The sequence below is a fragment of the Streptomyces sp. RG80 genome (genome assembly GCF_040446465.1).
Taxonomy (GTDB): Bacteria; Actinomycetota; Actinomycetes; order Streptomycetales; family Streptomycetaceae; genus Streptomyces.
On the sequence record NZ_JBEAAJ010000007.1, the window covers coordinates 33,272 to 49,001 of the forward strand.

Genomic DNA, 15,730 nt, shown 5'->3' on the forward strand with positions numbered 1-15,730 from the left:
TCTGGGCATGACGAAGATCGTCAACCACTGGATCGGCGGCAAGACCGTCGAAGGCGCGTCGGGCAACTACGGGCCGGTCACCGACCCGGCCACGGGCGCCGTCACCACCAAGGTCGCGTTCGCCTCGGTCGACGAGGTCGACTCCGCGGTCGCCGCCGCCAAGGACGCGTTCCAGACCTGGGGCACCTCGTCCCTGGCCAAGCGGACCACGATCCTGTTCAAGTTCCGGGCGCTGCTCGAAGCCAACCGGGACGCGATCGCCGAGCTGATCACCGCCGAGCACGGCAAGGTGCACAGCGACGCGCTGGGCGAGGTCGCACGCGGCCTGGAGATCGTCGACCTGGCGTGCGGGATCACCGTGCAGCTGAAGGGCGAGCTCTCCACCGAGGTCGCCAGCCGCGTGGACGTCGCCTCCATCCGCCAGCCGCTGGGTGTCGTCGCCGGCATCACGCCGTTCAACTTCCCGGCGATGGTCCCGATGTGGATGTTCCCGATCGCCATCGCGACCGGCAACACCTTCGTGCTGAAGCCGTCCGAGAAGGACCCGTCGGCCTCCCTGAAGATCGCCGAGCTGCTGGCCGAGGCCGGTCTGCCCGACGGTGTCTTCAACGTCGTCCACGGCGACAAGGTGGCCGTCGACCGCCTCCTGGAGCACCCCGACGTCAAGGCGGTGTCGTTCGTCGGCTCGACCCCGATCGCCCGCTACATCCACACCACCGCCTCCGCGAACGGCAAGCGCGTCCAGGCGCTCGGCGGCGCCAAGAACCACATGCTGGTCCTCCCGGACGCCGACCTCGACGCGGCAGCGGACGCGGCCGTGTCGGCGGCCTACGGCTCGGCGGGCGAGCGCTGCATGGCCATCTCGGCCGTCGTCGCCGTCGGCTCCATCGGCGACGAGCTCGTGGAGAAGATCCGCGAGCGCGCCGAGAAGATCAAGATCGGCCCCGGCAACGACCCGACCTCGGAGATGGGCCCGCTCATCACCAAGGTCCACCGCGACAAGGTGGCGTCCTACGTCACCGGCGCCGAGGCCGAGGGCTGCGAGGTCGTCCTGGACGGCTCCGGCTTCACGGTCGAGGGCTTCGAGGACGGCCACTGGATCGGCATCTCGCTCCTCGACAAGGTCCCGACCACGGCGAAGGCCTACCAGGACGAGATCTTCGGCCCGGTCCTGACCGTGCTGCGCGTCGACACCTACGACGAGGGCATCGCCCTCATCAACGCCTCGCCGTTCGGCAACGGCACCGCGATCTTCACCCGGGACGGCGGCGCCGCCCGCCGCTTCCAGCTGGAGGTCGAGGCCGGCATGGTCGGCGTCAACGTCCCGATCCCGGTCCCCGTCGGCTACCACAGCTTCGGTGGCTGGAAGGACTCGCTCTTCGGCGACCACCACATCTACGGCAACGACGGCACCCACTTCTACACCCGGGGCAAGGTCGTCACGACCCGCTGGCCCGACCCGGCCGACGGCCCGACGGGCGTGGACCTGGGCTTCCCGCGCAACCACTGAGCGGTGACTCACGGGCCCGGACACCTCCACCGAGGTGTCCGGGCCCGGTCGTGTCTCACTGACCCTGGCTGTCCTTGACCGCCTCGGTCATGTCGGCGGTCTGGGAGGCCGGCGGGGCCTTCACCTCGGCCGTCTTGCCGAACTTCTCGAAGTCCATGGTGACCTTCATGGCCCCCATCTCCTGCTTCAGCCGGACCGGCAGGTCGTCGGCGCCGACCCAGACCTCCATGGCGATCGAGGTCACGCCGCCGGTGGCCGAGCCCATGAGGCTGTCCTTGTCGCCGTAGGCCTCGGCGAACTTGCCCATCTGGTCCTTGCCGATCACGGCCCGGTAGTGGGTCGTGCTCTTGCCGTTGACGGTCTCCTTGCCGAGGTTCTCGACGTCCTTGGCGTACTTGAGGCCCTTCATGGACGCCGACGGGCTGCCGTTGCTGCCGCTGAACGCCTGGGCGCCGGACTTGCCGAAGACAGCGGAGGCGTCGATCTTCATCCACTCCTTGCCCTGAAGCGGGCCGGAGCGCTGCGCGTCCACGTCGTAGTAGTAGGCACCGTCCACGAACAGCATGCGGATCGACGGGTCGTCCGTCAGCGTCTGCATCTGCGCGGCCTTGGTGTCCATCTCCACGTCGAAGGCGAACCCGTCGCCCCACGAGTACGTGCCGTCCATGCTGACCGGCGCGCCGGTGCCGATGTCGGTCGACATCTTCACCTCGGCCGACCCGACCTCCTCGGTCCGATCCGTGGCCCGGCTGAGCGCCGCCATGATCGTGTCGGTCTTGTCGACCGCCTCGGCCGCCTGCTTCACGGAGTCCGCGCCGCACGCCGTCGTCGCCACCAGCGCCGCCGCCGTGAACCCCACCCAGGCAGCGGTGTGCTTCAGCTGCATGATCCCCACCCATAGCTGTGATTCGTATGTGAGTTCTGTGAGAAATGACTTTAGCGGGCCCCACTGACACTCCCGCGACGGGATTTTTTCGTCGCCCACGCTGCGGTTCCCGTATGTCCCAAAGACGGGAAAGAGACGGGCCGGAGTGCCGTATACAGATGTCAAGGAGCTGTCGATCTACTGATTCCGTAGGTAAACGACCATTGACGCAATGGTTTTCGTCGGGGTTCCATGCCGAAACCCACTGCGCGACGCCCCCTGCCGCACGAGTCGATCGGAACCGCCGGATGACCGACACGCTCCGCCCTGTCGAGGCCGCCCTCCCCGAGGCGCCCGACAGTCCCCAGAAGCTCAAGCGCTCCATCGGAGTCGTCGGCGGCACCCTCCTCACACTCTCCTGTGTGACCCCCGCGTCCACGCTCTTCGTGGTCGTCCCGGACCTGTTCGGCTCGCTCGGCACCGCGACCGTCCTGACGATCGCCATCGGCTCCCTCCTCTGTATCGCCGTGGCGTTCTGCTACTCCGAGCTGGGCACCCTCATCCCCAGCGCGGGCGGCGAGTACGCGATGGTCTCGACGCTGGCCGGCCGGTTGGCGGGCTGGCTGGTCTTCGTCCTGTCGCTCCTGGTCGTGATGATCGTCCCGCCGGTGATCGCGATGGGCACGGCGGACTACCTGGCGCCGGTGGTCCACCTCGACCCCTCCATGGCCGGCGCCGGCGTCATGCTCCTGGCCACCCTCGCCGGTCTGCTCGACCTGCGCGCCAACGCCTGGATCACCGGTGTCTTCCTGGTCCTGGAGGTCGTGGCGGCGGCCGTGGTCGCGGTACTGGGCTTCGCGCACAGCGAGCGGGGCGCGGGCAGCCTCGTCTCCCTCCAGGTGGCCGGCGCGGACGGCCACCCGGACACGGTGACGGCGATGCTGATCGTGTCCGGCCTGGCGATCGCCCTCTTCGTCACTCAGGGCTTCTCCACCGCGGTCTATCTCTCCGAGGAGTTGGAGAACCCGCGCCGCAACGTCGCCCGCACGGTCCTCGCCACCCTGGCGATCTCCTCCGTGATCATCCTGGTCCCGGTGATCGCGATCACCCTGGGCGCCCAGGACCTCTCCACCCTCACCGGCGGCGACATCGGCACGATGGTCACGACCTGGTCCAACTCCGCCGTAGGCACCTTCGTCAGCCTCTGCGTGGCCCTCGCGATCATCAACGCCGGCATCGTCATGGTCATCCAGAACTCCCGAGTCCTCTTCGCCTCGGCCCGCGACAAGGCCTGGCCCACCCCGATCAACAACGTCTTCGCCAAACTCGGCCGCTTCGGCTCCCCCTGGGTGGCGACCCTCGCGGTAGGCGTCCCGGGCGCCCTCCTCTGCTTCGTCAACCTGGACACCCTGTACGGCATCACGGGCGTCTCGGTGACCGCCATGTACCTCCTGGTCGCGGTGGCCGCCCTCCTCTCCCGCAAGGGCCCCCACCGCCACACCCCGGCCTGGCGCATGCCCCTGTGGCCGGCGATGCCGATCCTCCTCATAGCGGTCCTGGCATACATCCTGAGCCAGCAGGAGACGGCGTACCTGCTCTGGACAGGCGGCATCACAACAGCGGCAACCCTGTACTGGGCGACGTACCTCCGCCCGCGGCGGGACACGAGGTGGCTGGTCTCGATCCCAACGGAGGACTGAGCGCGCCCCTTTAGGGGCGCGGGGAACTGCGCGACCAGCCACAACGGACCCGCACCCGGCAAATCACAGATGCAGCCGAGCTCTTAGCCGTACAACGAACGCGGTACACGAACTCGCCGACGTACCCCCACGGGAGGTCCGCGGCTCAGCCCCCGGTCGATAACGATCCGACAGTTTCACCCCGTACCGTTGAACGCATGGATCTTCGACCCCCCGGACTGCGAGGACGCCTCCGGAGGCCGCGACGGTGGATCGCCGCCGCGGCCTCCGTCGTCGTGATCGCCGGCGCCGGTACATGGACGGCCGTCGCCGACGACGACGCGCCCCCGGTGCACCAGACCGACCGGGTCATGTCGCTCGACGGGGTGCGCATAGACACCTCGTACTTCACCCCCCGAGCCGCCGGCAGGCACCCCGCCGTCCTCCTGGGCCACGGCTTCGGCGGCAGCAAGGACGACGTACGCGACCAGGCCGAGGCCCTCGCCCGGGACGGCTACGCGGTCCTCACCTGGTCCGCCCGAGGCTTCGGCAAGTCGACGGGCAAGGTCGGCCTCAACGACCCGAAGGCCGAGGTGGCCGACGTCGAGAAGCTGATCGACTGGCTCGCCGAGCAGCCGACGGTCCAGCTCGACAAGAAGGGCGACCCGCGCGTAGGCATGGCAGGCGGCTCCTACGGCGGCGCGATCGCCCTCCTGACCGCCGGTCACGACGCCCGCGTGGACGCCATCGCCCCGGCGATCACCTACTGGAACCTCTCCGACGCCCTCTTCCCGAACGGCGTCTTCAAGAAGCTCTGGGCCGGCATCTTCGTCAACACCGCGGGCGGCTGCGACAAGTTCGAACCGGCGATCTGCGAGATGTACCAGCGCGTCGCCGAGTCCGGCGCCCCGGACGCCGCCGCGGAGAAGATGCTCCAGGAGCGCTCGCCCGCCGCGGTCGGCGACCGGATCAAGGTCCCGACCCTCCTGATCCAGGGCCAGACCGACTCCCTCTTCCCCCTGAACCAGGCCGACGCCGCCGCGAAGGCGATCAAGGCCAACGGCGCCCCGGTCGACGTCGACTGGATCGCGGGCGGCCATGACGGCGGCGACATGGAGACGAGCCGCGTCCAGTCCCGCGTGGAGTCCTGGTTCGACCGCTACCTCAAGGACGAGAAGACCACCGACACCGGCCCGGCCTTCCGCGTCACCCGCACCGGAGGCGTCGACTCCACCGACGGCGCCGCGCAGTTGCGGGGCGCCAGCGACGACACCTACCCCGGCCTGGAGAGCGGCCGGAAGTCCGTCGCCCTGACCGGCCGCGAGCAGAGCTTCGCCAACCCGGCCGGCGCCAACCCGCCCGCCGTCTCCGCCCTGCCCGGCCTCGGCGGCTCCGGCCTCTCCCAGCTCTCCTCGCTCGGCGTCGGCGTCTCCCTCGACTTCCCGGGCCAGTACGCCCGGTTCGACTCGAAGCCCGTCACCGACGACCTCCGTATCACCGGCGCTCCGACGGCCACCGTCCATGTGAAGTCCACGACCGACGACGCCGTCCTGTTCGCCAAGGTCTACGACGTCGGCCCGGGCGGCACCCAGCAGGTGCTGCCCTCCCAGCTGGTGTCGCCCCTGCGCGTGACGGACGCCAGGTCCGGCAAGGACGTGACGGTCACCCTCCCGGCGATCGATCACAAGATCGAGCAGGGCCACCGCCTCCGCCTGGTCCTCGCCTCCACGGACCTCGGCTACGCCTCCCCGGCCGCCCCTGCGACGTACACCGTCTCCCTGAAGGGCGACCTCGAGGTCCCGACGGCCCCCGGCGTCTCCTCCGCCGCCGCCCCGCTGCCCTCCTGGGTCTGGTGGCTGCCCCTCGCGGGCGCCGTCCTCGCGCTGTTCCTGCTCCTGACGGGCCGCCGCCGCACGGCCATGCCCGCCCCGGACCCGGAGCTGGCCGAAGTCCCGCTCCAGATCACCGACCTGAGCAAGAAGTACGCGGGCGGCGACCGCTACAGCGTCCGCGACCTCTCCTTCCGCGTCGAGAAGGGCCAGGTGCTGGGCCTCCTCGGTCCCAACGGCGCCGGCAAGACGACCAGCCTTCGCATGCTGATGGGCCTGATCAAGCCGGACGGCGGTGAGATCCGGGTCTTCGGCCACGCGATCCGCCCCGGCGCCCCGGTCCTGTCCCGGGTCGGCTCGTTCGTCGAGGGCGCGGGCTTCCTGCCGCACCTCTCCGGCCGCGAGAACCTGGAGCTGTACTGGCAGGCGACCGGCCGCCCGGCCGAGGACGCCCATCTGAACGAGGCGCTGGAGATCGCCGGCCTCGGCGACGCGCTGGCCCGCGCGGTCCGCACCTACTCCCAGGGCATGCGCCAGCGCCTGGCCATAGCCCAGGCCATGCTCGGCCTGCCGGACCTGCTCATCCTCGACGAACCGACCAACGGCCTGGACCCGCCACAGATCCGTGAGATGCGCGAGGTCATGATCCGGTACGCGGCGGCCGGCCGCACGGTCATCGTCTCCAGCCATCTGCTGTCGGAGGTCGAACAGACCTGCACCCACCTGGTGGTGATGGACCGCGGCCAACTGGTCCAGGCGGGCCCGGTGTCCGAGATCATCGGCGCAGGCGACACCGTGATGATCGGCCTGGCGGCGGACATCACGGACCCCCTCCTGGAGAAGGTGGCCGCCCTACCCCAGATCGCTTCGGCCACAAGAACAGAGGCCGGCCTCCTGGTACGCCTGGCGGTGACGCCGCCCAGGGGCGCGGGGAACTGCGCGACCAGCCACGACGAGCCCGCAGCCGAACGCACAAACGCCGCAGCCCTACTCGTGGACCTGGTCCGCCTGGAGGTACCGGTCGCCTCCCTCACCCCGCACCGCCGCCTGGAGGACGCCTTCCTCACCCTGATCGGAGGTTCCGCATGAGCACGCTGACCGAGACGGCCTCCGGCTATCAGGCCGGCCGTACTCTGCCCCTCCGCGTCGAACTGGTCCGCCAGCTCAAGCGCCGCCGCACGATGGTCATGGGCGCGATCCTCGCCGCCCTGCCGTTCGTCCTGCTCATCGCCTTCGCCATCGGCGGCGAGCCGGGCGGCCGCAACAACACGGTCTCCCTGATGGACACGGCGACCGCGTCCGGCGCCAACTTCGCCGCGGTGAACCTGTTCGTCTCGGCGGGCTTCCTGCTGGTCATCCCGGTCGCCCTGTTCTGCGGGGACACGGTCGCCTCGGAGGCCGGCTGGTCCTCCCTGCGCTATCTCCTGGCCGCACCGGTGCCCCGGGCCCGGCTGCTGTGGTCCAAGCTCGTCGTGGGCCTCGGTCTCAGCCTGGCCGCGATGATCCTGCTCCCGGTCGTCGCGCTCGCCGTCGGCACGGCCGCCTACGGCTGGGGCTCGCTGGAGCTCCCCACCGGCGGCTCGCTCGCCCCGGGCACGGCGGCGCAACGGCTCGTGGTGGTCGTGGCGTTCATCTTCGTGTCCCAACTGGTCACCGCCGGGCTCGCGTTCTGGCTCTCGACCAAGACCGACGCCCCGCTCGGCGCGGTCGGCGGCGCGGTCGGCCTGACCATCGTGGGCAACGTCCTGGACGCCGTGACCGCCCTCGGCGACTGGCGCGACTTCCTGCCCGCGCACTGGCAGTTCGCGTGGGCGGACGCCGTCCAGCCCACTCCCGAGTGGTCCGGCATGATCCAGGGCACCGCGGTCTCGATAACATACGCCCTCGTCCTGTTCGCGCTGGCCTTCCGCGGTTTCGCCCGCAAGGACGTGGTCTCCTAGGTCAACGGAAGATCACCTACCGGTCTCGACGGCCCTGCTCCGTAGCCTCATCGAGACGCTTCCGCAACGCTCCGTAGCGCACGTTCCGGCCCCCCGGCCCGTCACAGTCACAAAGGTCGACGTCAACGGACCAAGGGGGCACGGAAGATGGAGCAGTACCGAATACGACGCGTGCGCACGGCCCTGCTCGCGCTCACCGCGGCGAGCGGCCTGCTGCTGACGGGCTGCAGCGCGAGCGGCGACGGCGCGAGCGACTCCTCGTACGACGGCGGCAACAAGGGAGGCGGCTACGCGCCCGCCCCCGACGGCGAACAACAGGGCGGCCCGGACAGCCCGGACAGCGACTCCCGCGAGGCCGCCCCCGAGCCCGACTACCTCTCCACCTTCGCCCTCGACGTCGACACCGCCTCCTACGGCTACGCCCGCCGCACCCTCGCCGAAGGCCGGCTGCCGGACCCCTCGACGGTCCGCCCGGAGGAGTTCGTCAACAGCTTCCGCCAGGACTACGACCGCCCCGACGGCAACGGCTTCACGGTCACCGTCGACGGCGCCCGCACCGAGAAGGACGACTGGTCCCTGGTCCGCGTCGGCCTCGCCACCCGCACCGCAGAGGACGGCGAGGCCCGCCCGCCGGCCGCCCTGACCTTCGTCATCGACATCTCCGGCTCCATGGCCGAACCGGGCCGCCTGGACCTCGCCAAGGACTCCCTGGACACGATGACGGACCAACTCCGCGACGACGACTCGGTCGCGATCGTCACCTTCAGCGACGAGGCCGAGCGGGTCCTGCCGATGACCCGCCTCGACGGCAACCGCGACGAGGTCCACGACGCCATCGACGGCCTGGAGCCCGAGGACTCGACCAACCTCGGCGCGGGCGTCGAGACCGGCTACGAGACCGCCGAGGACGGCCTGCGCGAGGGCGCCACCAACCGTGTCGTCCTCATCTCCGACGCCCTCGCCAACACCGGCGACACCGACTCCGACTCCATCCTCGAACGCATCGGGAGCGAACGCCGCGAGCACGGCATCACCCTCTTCGGCGTCGGCGTCGGCAGCGACTACGGCGACGAACTGATGGAGGAACTCGCCGACAAGGGCGACGGCCACACCGCCTACGTCTCCGACGAGGACGACGCCCGCAAGGTGTTCGTCGAGCAACTCCCGCAGAACATCGACCTGACCGCCCGCGACGCCAAGGCCCAGGTCGCCTTCGACCCCGAGACGGTCAAGGAGTTCCGGCTCGTCGGCTACGACAACCGCCGGGTCGCCGACGAGGACTTCCGCGACGACAGCGTCGACGGCGGCGAGATCGGCCCCGGCCACACCGTCACCGCCCTCTACGTCGTTCGCCACAAGCCCGGCACCGAGGGCCACCTCGCCACCGCGAGCGTCCGCTGGCTCGACCCCGAGACCCGCACCCCGCACGAGGAGTCCGGCCAACTGGAGAGCGAGGACCTCGAAGGCGACCTCTGGGACTCGGGCTCCCGACTCCAGGTCACCGCCGTAGCCGCCTACTTCGCCGACGCCCTGCGCTCCTACGGCGCCGACGCCAGCCCCCTGCCGGGCACCCCGACCCTCGGTGAACTCGGCGAGCGCGCACACGACTTGGCGAGGAGCACCGAGGACGAGGACGTGGACCGGCTCGCCGTGGCGATCGACCAGGCCGACCGCTACGGCGACTGAACACCTGGTCCTGCCGAACCCATTGACCTTTTATTACGCACGAGTAAGTTGACGCCCGGGTAACAGCCGACCGGGAGCCGTCATGGGCGTACGCAAGGACCTGAAGAGGGCGAAACAGCGCACCGACCTGGCCAGCCGCGCCAAGGTCGAGATCACCACGGACGAGACGGGCGCGGTGCGAGAGGCCCGCACGGCGCCCCTCGCCCCGCACCCGACGACCGGCAGCACCGCGGACCTGCCGTTCACCAACGCCACCGAGGCCCCCGACGCGGTGGTCCTGCGCCGAAAGCAGGGAGCCGTCTGGCACCCGGTCACGGCGGCCGACTTCGCCCGCGAAGTCACCGCCGTCGCCAAGGGGTTGATCGCGGCGGGGCTCGAACCGGGCGGCCGGGTCGCGGTGATGTCCCGCACCCGCTACGAGTGGACGGTCCTGGACTTCGCCATCTGGGCGGCGGGCGGCCAGACCGTCCCCGTCTACGCGACCTCCTCCGCCGAGCAGGTGGAGTGGATCGTCCGCGACTCGGGCGCCCGCTTCGTCGTCACCGAGACCGCGGAGAACGCCGACACCGTGACGACGGGCACGTCCGGACACCAGGAACAGCCCCGCGTCTGGCAGTTGGACGCATCGGCCCTCACCGAACTCACCCGCCTCGGCCACGACATCGCCGACGAGGAGGTCACCAAGCGCCGCACCGGCCTGACCCCCGACACCGTCGCGACGACCTGCTACACCTCCGGCACCACCGGACAACCCAAGGGCTGCGTCCTCACCCACGCCAACCTCCACGCGGAGGCCGCCAACACCGTCGAGCTGCTCCACCCGATCTTCAAGGAGGTCACCCGCCAGGTCGCCTCCACCCTCCTCTTCCTCCCCCTCGCCCACATCCTCGGCCGCACCCTCCAGATCGCCTGTCTGATGGCCCGCATCGAGATCGGCCACTGCCCGAGCATCAAGCCCGACGAACTCCGCCCCGCGCTCCGGGAGTTCCGCCCGACCTTCCTCGTCGGCGTCCCCTACCTCTTCGAGAAGATCCACGACACCGGCCGCGCCACCGCCGAGAAGCTCGGCCGCGGCGCCTCCTTCGACCGCGCCGACCGCATCGCCGTCCGCTTCGGCAAGGAGTACCTGGACAAGTTCCTCGACCGCGGCAAGGGCCCGGGCCCCGGCCTCTACGCCGCCTGGGCCCTGTACGACCTGCTGGTCTACCGCCGTATCCGCAAGGAACTCGGCGGCCGCATGCGCTACGCCATCAGCGGCGGCTCCCCGCTCGACCGCAACCTCAACCTGTTCTTCTACGCCGCCGGAATCATCGTCTACGAGGGCTACGGCCTGACCGAGACCACGGCCGCCGCCACCATCGTCCCGCCCCTCAAACCCCGCCCCGGCACGGTCGGTCCGCCGGTCCCCGGCACCGCCGTCCGCATCGCCGACGACGGCGAGGTCCTCATCAAGGGCGGCATCGTCTTCGGCGCGTACTGGAACAACCCGGCCGCCACCGACGCCGTCCTCACCGACGACTGGTTCGCCACCGGAGACCTCGGCTCCCTCGACGAGGACGGCTATCTCACCATCACCGGCCGCAAGAAGGACATCCTCGTCACCTCCGGCGGCAAGAACGTCTCCCCGGCCGTCCTGGAGGACCGGCTGCGCAGCCGTCCCCCGGTCGGCCAGTGCCTGGTCGTCGGCGACAACCGCCCCTTCGTCGCCGCCCTGATCACCCTCGACCCCGACGCGATCGCCCACTGGCTGTCGGTCCGCAAACGGCCCGCCGACACCCCGATGTCCGAGCTTGTTGACGACCCGAGGCTGCGCGCCGACGTCCAGAAGGCCGTGGACTACGCCAACGAGGCCGTCTCCCGCGCCGAGTCGATCCGCGCCTTCACCCTGGTCGAGGGCGAGTTCACCGAGGACAACGGCATGCTCACGCCGTCCCTGAAGGTCAAACGGCACACGGTGACATCGGCGTACGCGCGGGAGATCGAGGCGATCTACCGCAAGTGACACGCAAAACGGCGGGCCACCGGTGGAACCGGTGACCCGCCGCCACGGAGATCCGAGGATCAGCCGTTGCCGTTGCCGTTGCCCGACAGCGCGGAGATGTCGTCCAGGATGTGCGACAGCGGCTCGTCGCCCTTGGCCTGGGTGGAGTTCTCGACACACTGCTGGTTCTGCGGGGCCGACAGGATCGGCACGTCCTGAAGGACACCGACGGCGACGAGGCCGACGATTCCCTGGGCGTTCAGCTTCGCCGGCAGACCGACACAGGGCTTGTTCAGCGAACCCTGGACCAGCGAGAGCTGCGGGCTCATGTCGCCGAACGTGGCCGAGTTGCCGAACTCCTGCGAGGCGTGGTTGCCGCTGGCGGAGGTCGTGCCGTTGTCGTCACCGATGGCAAGAGCCTGGGGGGCGGCCGCGGCCGAGGCACCGGCGACGGACGCGGCGATAGCCGCGGTAGCCCACAGCTTCTTCATGTTCATTCCCTTCGAAAAGCGGACTCCGGTGAGGAGCTGCATGATCGTCAACGGCCGCACCCCGGTCGGGGTTGCGCTCTTTGCCCCGATTGGCCCAGCGCAAACGCTAAAGGCCCGGGCGCCCTGGTCGTACGAGCTCATTTACAGGCGAGGGAGCTGCCCCGTACGGGCCCGTAACCCTTCAGGCCCGGTGGGTCCTTGGGTTTGGGGTCGGCCCCGGAGCCGAGCAGCGGCCGGTCCTTGCGCAGCTTGGTGAACATCGCGTCCGCCCGCTTCCTGTCCCAGGCCAGCGTCGAGCCGATGTCCGGCCGGGTCGGGTTGAACCCGGCGATCGGTACCGTCGTGAACTCGGTCGCCGCCGCCGGCACCCGGTGCAGCGCGGCCGCCAGCTGCACCAGCTCCTCGGCGCCGAAGCCCTGCTCGACCCGCCCGCTCCCGAGCAGCGTGCCCATCACACGCGCCATGCCCGCCGGGTCGGTGAGCGCCTGCCGCGCCTGGAGCCCGCGCAGCGCGTTCACCAGGAACCGCTGCTGGCGCTGGATCCGCCCGAGATCGGCGCTGGTGTCGACATGCCGGGAGCGCACGTACTGCAGCGACCGCCCGCCGTTCAGCAGATGCTCGCCGGGCCTGAGGTTCAGCTTGGTGGCCGAGTCCTTCAAGGTCCGCGCGGTGCACACCTCGACCCCGCCGACCTGGTTCACGGCGTCGATGAAGCGCCGGAAGTCCACCTGGAGGTACCGGTCGACGCGCACTCCGGTCATCGACTCGACCGTGCCGACGGTGAGCGCGGGACCGCCTTCGGCGTAGGCGCCGTTGATCTTCGAAGGGTGCGGCCCGCGTTCCTCGCCGGTCGGCCCGGCGCGGTACGGCGGGATGTCCGCGTAGGAGTCCCGCGGCAGGCTGACCACGCTGACGCGGTCCCGGCGCGCGGAGACATGGATCAGCATCAGGACGTCCGTGCAGTTGCACGCGATGCCGCCGGCGTGGAACTTGCGCTTCTCGGCGGCGGTGATGGTGTCCCGGCCGTCCGTGCCCATCAGCAGGATGTTCAGGGCCTTGGGGGCCTGTCGCTCGGGGAACGCGGCAGCGCCGCCGAGCAGCGTCGCGGTGGCCGCGAGTACGAGTCCGGGGATCGCGAGGGAAGAAAGAGTTCTCTTCATCGTCACGCGCCGAACGTAAGACAGCGGGCCGCCGGTGAACCGGCGGCCCGCTGACGGGGTCTCAGATTGCAGCCCCAAGGCTCAGAGAACAAAATCTCCGAGGACGGTTCAGTGGTTGCCCTGACCGTTGCCCGAGAGGGCGGAGATGTCGTCCAGGATGTGCGACAGCGGCTCGTCGCCCTTGGCCTGGGTGGAGTTCTCGACACACTGCTGGTTCTGCGGGGCCGACAGGATCGGCACGTCCTGCAGAACGCCGACGGCGCCGAGGCCGACGATGCCCTGGAGGTTCGCCTTGGCGGGCAGGCCGATGCAGGGCTTGTTCAGCGAGCCCTGGATGAGCGCCATCTGCGGGCTCATGTTGCCGTAGGTGGCCGAGTTGCCGAACGACTGGTGCGCACCGTTGCCGCTGGCGGACTTGGTGCCGTCGTCGTTGCCGATCGCCATGGCGGGGGAGGCGGCGCCCACGACGGAAGCGGCGACCGCGGCGGAAGCCAGAACCTTCTTGATCACTTGCTAGTCCCTTCTGGAGAAACCCCGTCCACCGGAGCGCTCTGGTCAACTGCACCGGCCCGCCTTGGTTCCTGCCTTTCACTCCGATGGCGCAGTGAAAAGAACGGCCGCGGCGCATACGGCCCGATCGGGTGAAGTGCCGAAACCAAACTCCGCGGAGCTGGTTGATGCGGAGGCAGGAGCGTGCGTCTCGGTGATGCACCCAGGAAAGGAACTGAAATGCTGAAGAAGGCAATGGCCGCCACGGCGGTCGCCGCTTCCGTCGTTGGTGCGGCGTCGCCGGCCATGGCCATCGGGAACGACGACGGAACCACGTCGGCGAGCGGCAACCACGCCGCGTCGAAGTTCGGCAACTCGATCACCAAGGGCGACATGAGCCCGCAGGCCACCCTGGTGCAGAGCACGGCCAACGACCTGTGTGTCGGCCTGCCGGTGAAGGCGAACGCGCAGGGCATCGTCGGTCTCATCGCCGCCGTCGGGGTCGCTCAGGACATCCCGGTCCTGTCCGCCGCGCAGAACCAGCAGTGCGCCGACAACTCGACGCAGGCCAAGGGTGACGAGCCGGCCTCGCACATCCTCAGCGACATCTCCGCCCTTGCGGGCAACGGTCAGGGCAACCACTGATCCGTCGATTCTGAAATGGCTCGGGCCGTCCGCTTTCGCGGGCTGCCCGGGCTTTTTCCGCCACTCAGGCGAATGGTTTCTGCTCGTTTGGATGTCTCGTGTCAATTCTGTGAAGGCGTTCGAGTGAATTACCAGGCGGCACACGTTCTTTAGTTTCTTCGTCTGTCTATCCCTCGTTTACAGCCTGTAGGTCACGTCATAGGGGCATGACCGCAGAGAAGGGAAAGCTCATGAAGAAGACCGCTGCTGTCGTCGCGGGCGCGATCATGGCTCTTGGCATGGCCGCCCCGGCCTTCGCCGACGCGGGTGCCGACGGCTTCGCCGCGCACTCGCCCGGCGTCCTGTCCGGCAACGTGGTCCAGGTTCCCGTCCACATCCCGGTGAACGTGTGTGGCAACACCGTCAACGTCATCGCCCTGCTGAACCCGGCGTTCGGCAACACCTGCGTCAACGACTGACGCCGTAACGCCCCCAGCCACTCCGGCTGTATGAGCCGGCCTTGGACAGCTTTCCCGCCTTCCAAGGCCGGCTTTTCCCACTTCTTCAAGCAGGAGGACAACGAGATTGCGACAGACCCTGAGTAGGGGAATGGTCGCGGCCGCCGCCGCGACGAGCATCCTGTCCCTGTGCGGCAGCAGCCCCGCCTTCGCCGACTCGGACGCCGAGGGGACCGCCAAGGGCTCGCCCGGCGTCCTGTCCGGCAACAACGTCCAGGTCCCCCTCGACGCGCCCGTCAACGCCTGCGGCAACTCCGCAGACGTCGTCGCCCTGTTGAACCCGGCGTTCGGCAACTCCTGTGCCCACGACTCCGGTTCACCCAAGGGCGGCGCCTCCTACGGCGACGACTCCGGCTACGGCGGAGGTGACCACCACGGCCACCACGGCCCCTCCGGCCACGGGACGCACGGCCGCACCGAGGGCTCGCCCGGCGTGGTGTCCGGCAACGACGCGACGGCGCCGGCCGAGGTGCCGGTCAACGCGTGCGGCATCACGGCGGACGTCATCAGCGGACTCAACCCCGCCTACGGTGACGACTGCGGATCCGGCGGCTACGAGGACACCCCGGGAGGCTACGGCGACACACCGACGCCCACGCCGCCGGGTGGGCATGAGACACCGACGCCGACTCCCTCGTCGCCGGGCGGCCCCGGGACGCCGACACCGACGCCGACCCCGTCGTCGCCGGGTGGGCCGGGGACGCCGACACCGACCCCGACGCCCACGTCACCGGGCGGTGGGCACGAGACGCCCACCCCCACCCTCACGCCGCCGACCGACCAGAGCTCGACCACGCCGCCCGGGCCCAACGGCCCGCCGCCCGAGCTCCCCGACACCGGCAGCAGTGAGGCCATGATGGCCGCCGGCCTCGGCAGTGCCGCGATGATCACGGCCGGAGCCGTCCTGTACCGGCGTGGCCGGCGACAGGCCGGGGCCCACCTGTAGTCGCGCCGGGTG

13 protein-coding genes are annotated in these 15,730 nt (G+C 70.0%); 9 read left to right on the forward strand and 4 right to left on the reverse strand.

The genetic code is table 11. The features are described 5' to 3' along the window. Positions 1-7: 7 nt before the first annotated feature. On the forward strand, positions 8-1,510 hold the full coding sequence (gene mmsA / locus ABKA17_RS23970) for a CoA-acylating methylmalonate-semialdehyde dehydrogenase (protein ID WP_353694266.1): 1,503 nt from the start codon (positions 8-10) through the stop codon (positions 1,508-1,510). Between the two features lie 55 nt (positions 1,511-1,565). On the opposite strand, the gene ABKA17_RS23975 is transcribed toward mmsA, so the two are convergent. Further along, complete coding sequence (locus ABKA17_RS23975; RefSeq protein WP_353694267.1) at positions 1,566-2,396, reverse strand: SCO4651 family lipoprotein; 831 nt, start codon at positions 2,394-2,396, stop codon at positions 1,566-1,568. A gap of 287 nt (positions 2,397-2,683) precedes the next feature. Here ABKA17_RS23975 and ABKA17_RS23980 point away from each other — a divergent pair, with 287 nt between their 5' ends. From ABKA17_RS23980 to ABKA17_RS24000, 5 genes are all read left to right on the forward strand, one after another. Then, positions 2,684-4,075, forward strand: coding sequence for an APC family permease (locus tag ABKA17_RS23980; RefSeq protein WP_353694268.1), 1,392 nt, complete (start codon positions 2,684-2,686; stop codon positions 4,073-4,075). Between the two features lie 197 nt (positions 4,076-4,272). Then, the gene (locus tag ABKA17_RS23985) at positions 4,273-6,972 is read left to right on the forward strand and encodes a CocE/NonD family hydrolase (protein WP_353694269.1); all 2,700 of its coding nucleotides are present in this window, start codon (positions 4,273-4,275) and stop codon (positions 6,970-6,972) included. Beyond that, positions 6,969-7,823, forward strand: coding sequence for an ABC transporter permease (locus ABKA17_RS23990; protein ID WP_353694270.1), 855 nt, complete (start codon positions 6,969-6,971; stop codon positions 7,821-7,823). The genes ABKA17_RS23985 and ABKA17_RS23990 overlap by 4 nt, the downstream gene beginning before the upstream one ends. Positions 7,824-7,970: 147 nt before the next feature. Next, on the forward strand, positions 7,971-9,509 hold the full coding sequence (locus tag ABKA17_RS23995) for a vWA domain-containing protein (RefSeq protein WP_353694271.1): 1,539 nt from the start codon (positions 7,971-7,973) through the stop codon (positions 9,507-9,509). Positions 9,510-9,591: 82 nt separating this feature from the next. Continuing rightward, the gene (locus ABKA17_RS24000; RefSeq protein ID WP_353694272.1) at positions 9,592-11,511 is read left to right on the forward strand and encodes an AMP-dependent synthetase/ligase; all 1,920 of its coding nucleotides are present in this window, start codon (positions 9,592-9,594) and stop codon (positions 11,509-11,511) included. A gap of 59 nt (positions 11,512-11,570) precedes the next feature. Here ABKA17_RS24000 and ABKA17_RS24005 read toward each other — a convergent pair whose 3' ends face one another. The 3 genes from ABKA17_RS24005 to ABKA17_RS24015 form a co-directional block, all read right to left on the reverse strand. Further along, positions 11,571-11,981, reverse strand: coding sequence for a rodlin (locus tag ABKA17_RS24005; RefSeq protein ID WP_353694273.1), 411 nt, complete (start codon positions 11,979-11,981; stop codon positions 11,571-11,573). 137 nt (positions 11,982-12,118) lie between these two features. Continuing rightward, positions 12,119-13,141 carry an LCP family protein gene (locus ABKA17_RS24010; RefSeq protein WP_353694786.1) on the reverse strand — a complete coding sequence of 341 codons (1,023 nt, stop codon included), beginning with the start codon at positions 13,139-13,141 and terminating at the stop codon, positions 12,119-12,121. Positions 13,142-13,249: 108 nt separating this feature from the next. After that, positions 13,250-13,651: a rodlin gene (locus ABKA17_RS24015; protein WP_353694274.1), complete on the reverse strand. Its 402-nt coding sequence runs from the start codon at positions 13,649-13,651 to the stop codon at positions 13,250-13,252. Between the two features lie 219 nt (positions 13,652-13,870). Between ABKA17_RS24015 and ABKA17_RS24020 the strand changes: the two genes are divergently transcribed. The 3 genes from ABKA17_RS24020 (at position 13,871) to ABKA17_RS24030 (ending at position 15,718) form a co-directional block, all read left to right on the forward strand. After that, entirely contained in the window at positions 13,871-14,275 is a 405-nt protein-coding gene (locus tag ABKA17_RS24020; protein WP_353694275.1) for a rodlin, read from the forward strand. 230 nt (positions 14,276-14,505) lie between these two features. Continuing rightward, complete coding sequence (locus tag ABKA17_RS24025; RefSeq protein WP_353694787.1) at positions 14,506-14,733, forward strand: chaplin; 228 nt, start codon at positions 14,506-14,508, stop codon at positions 14,731-14,733. A gap of 106 nt (positions 14,734-14,839) precedes the next feature. Further along, the gene (locus ABKA17_RS24030; protein WP_353694276.1) at positions 14,840-15,718 is read left to right on the forward strand and encodes a chaplin family protein; all 879 of its coding nucleotides are present in this window, start codon (positions 14,840-14,842) and stop codon (positions 15,716-15,718) included. Positions 15,719-15,730: the final 12 nt, after the last annotated feature.

Excerpts from the sequence above, each read along its gene's own strand:
- ABKA17_RS24025 (WP_353694787.1), top strand. The coding sequence starts at position 14,506 with ATGAAGAAGACCGCTGCTGTCGTCGCGGGCGCGATCATGGCTCTTGGC.
- ABKA17_RS24010 (WP_353694786.1), bottom strand. The coding sequence starts at position 13,141 with ATGAAGAGAACTCTTTCTTCCCTCGCGATCCCCGGACTCGTACTCGCG.
- ABKA17_RS23990 (WP_353694270.1), top strand. The coding sequence starts at position 6,969 with ATGAGCACGCTGACCGAGACGGCCTCCGGCTATCAGGCCGGCCGTACT.
- ABKA17_RS24000 (WP_353694272.1), top strand. The coding sequence starts at position 9,592 with ATGGGCGTACGCAAGGACCTGAAGAGGGCGAAACAGCGCACCGACCTG.
- ABKA17_RS23980 (WP_353694268.1), top strand. The coding sequence starts at position 2,684 with ATGACCGACACGCTCCGCCCTGTCGAGGCCGCCCTCCCCGAGGCGCCC.
- ABKA17_RS23975 (WP_353694267.1), bottom strand. The coding sequence starts at position 2,396 with ATGCAGCTGAAGCACACCGCTGCCTGGGTGGGGTTCACGGCGGCGGCG.
- ABKA17_RS24020 (WP_353694275.1), top strand. The coding sequence starts at position 13,871 with ATGCTGAAGAAGGCAATGGCCGCCACGGCGGTCGCCGCTTCCGTCGTT.
- ABKA17_RS23995 (WP_353694271.1), top strand. The coding sequence starts at position 7,971 with ATGGAGCAGTACCGAATACGACGCGTGCGCACGGCCCTGCTCGCGCTC.
- mmsA (WP_353694266.1), top strand. The coding sequence starts at position 8 with ATGACGAAGATCGTCAACCACTGGATCGGCGGCAAGACCGTCGAAGGC.
- ABKA17_RS23985 (WP_353694269.1), top strand. The coding sequence starts at position 4,273 with ATGGATCTTCGACCCCCCGGACTGCGAGGACGCCTCCGGAGGCCGCGA.
- ABKA17_RS24005 (WP_353694273.1), bottom strand. The coding sequence starts at position 11,981 with ATGAAGAAGCTGTGGGCTACCGCGGCTATCGCCGCGTCCGTCGCCGGT.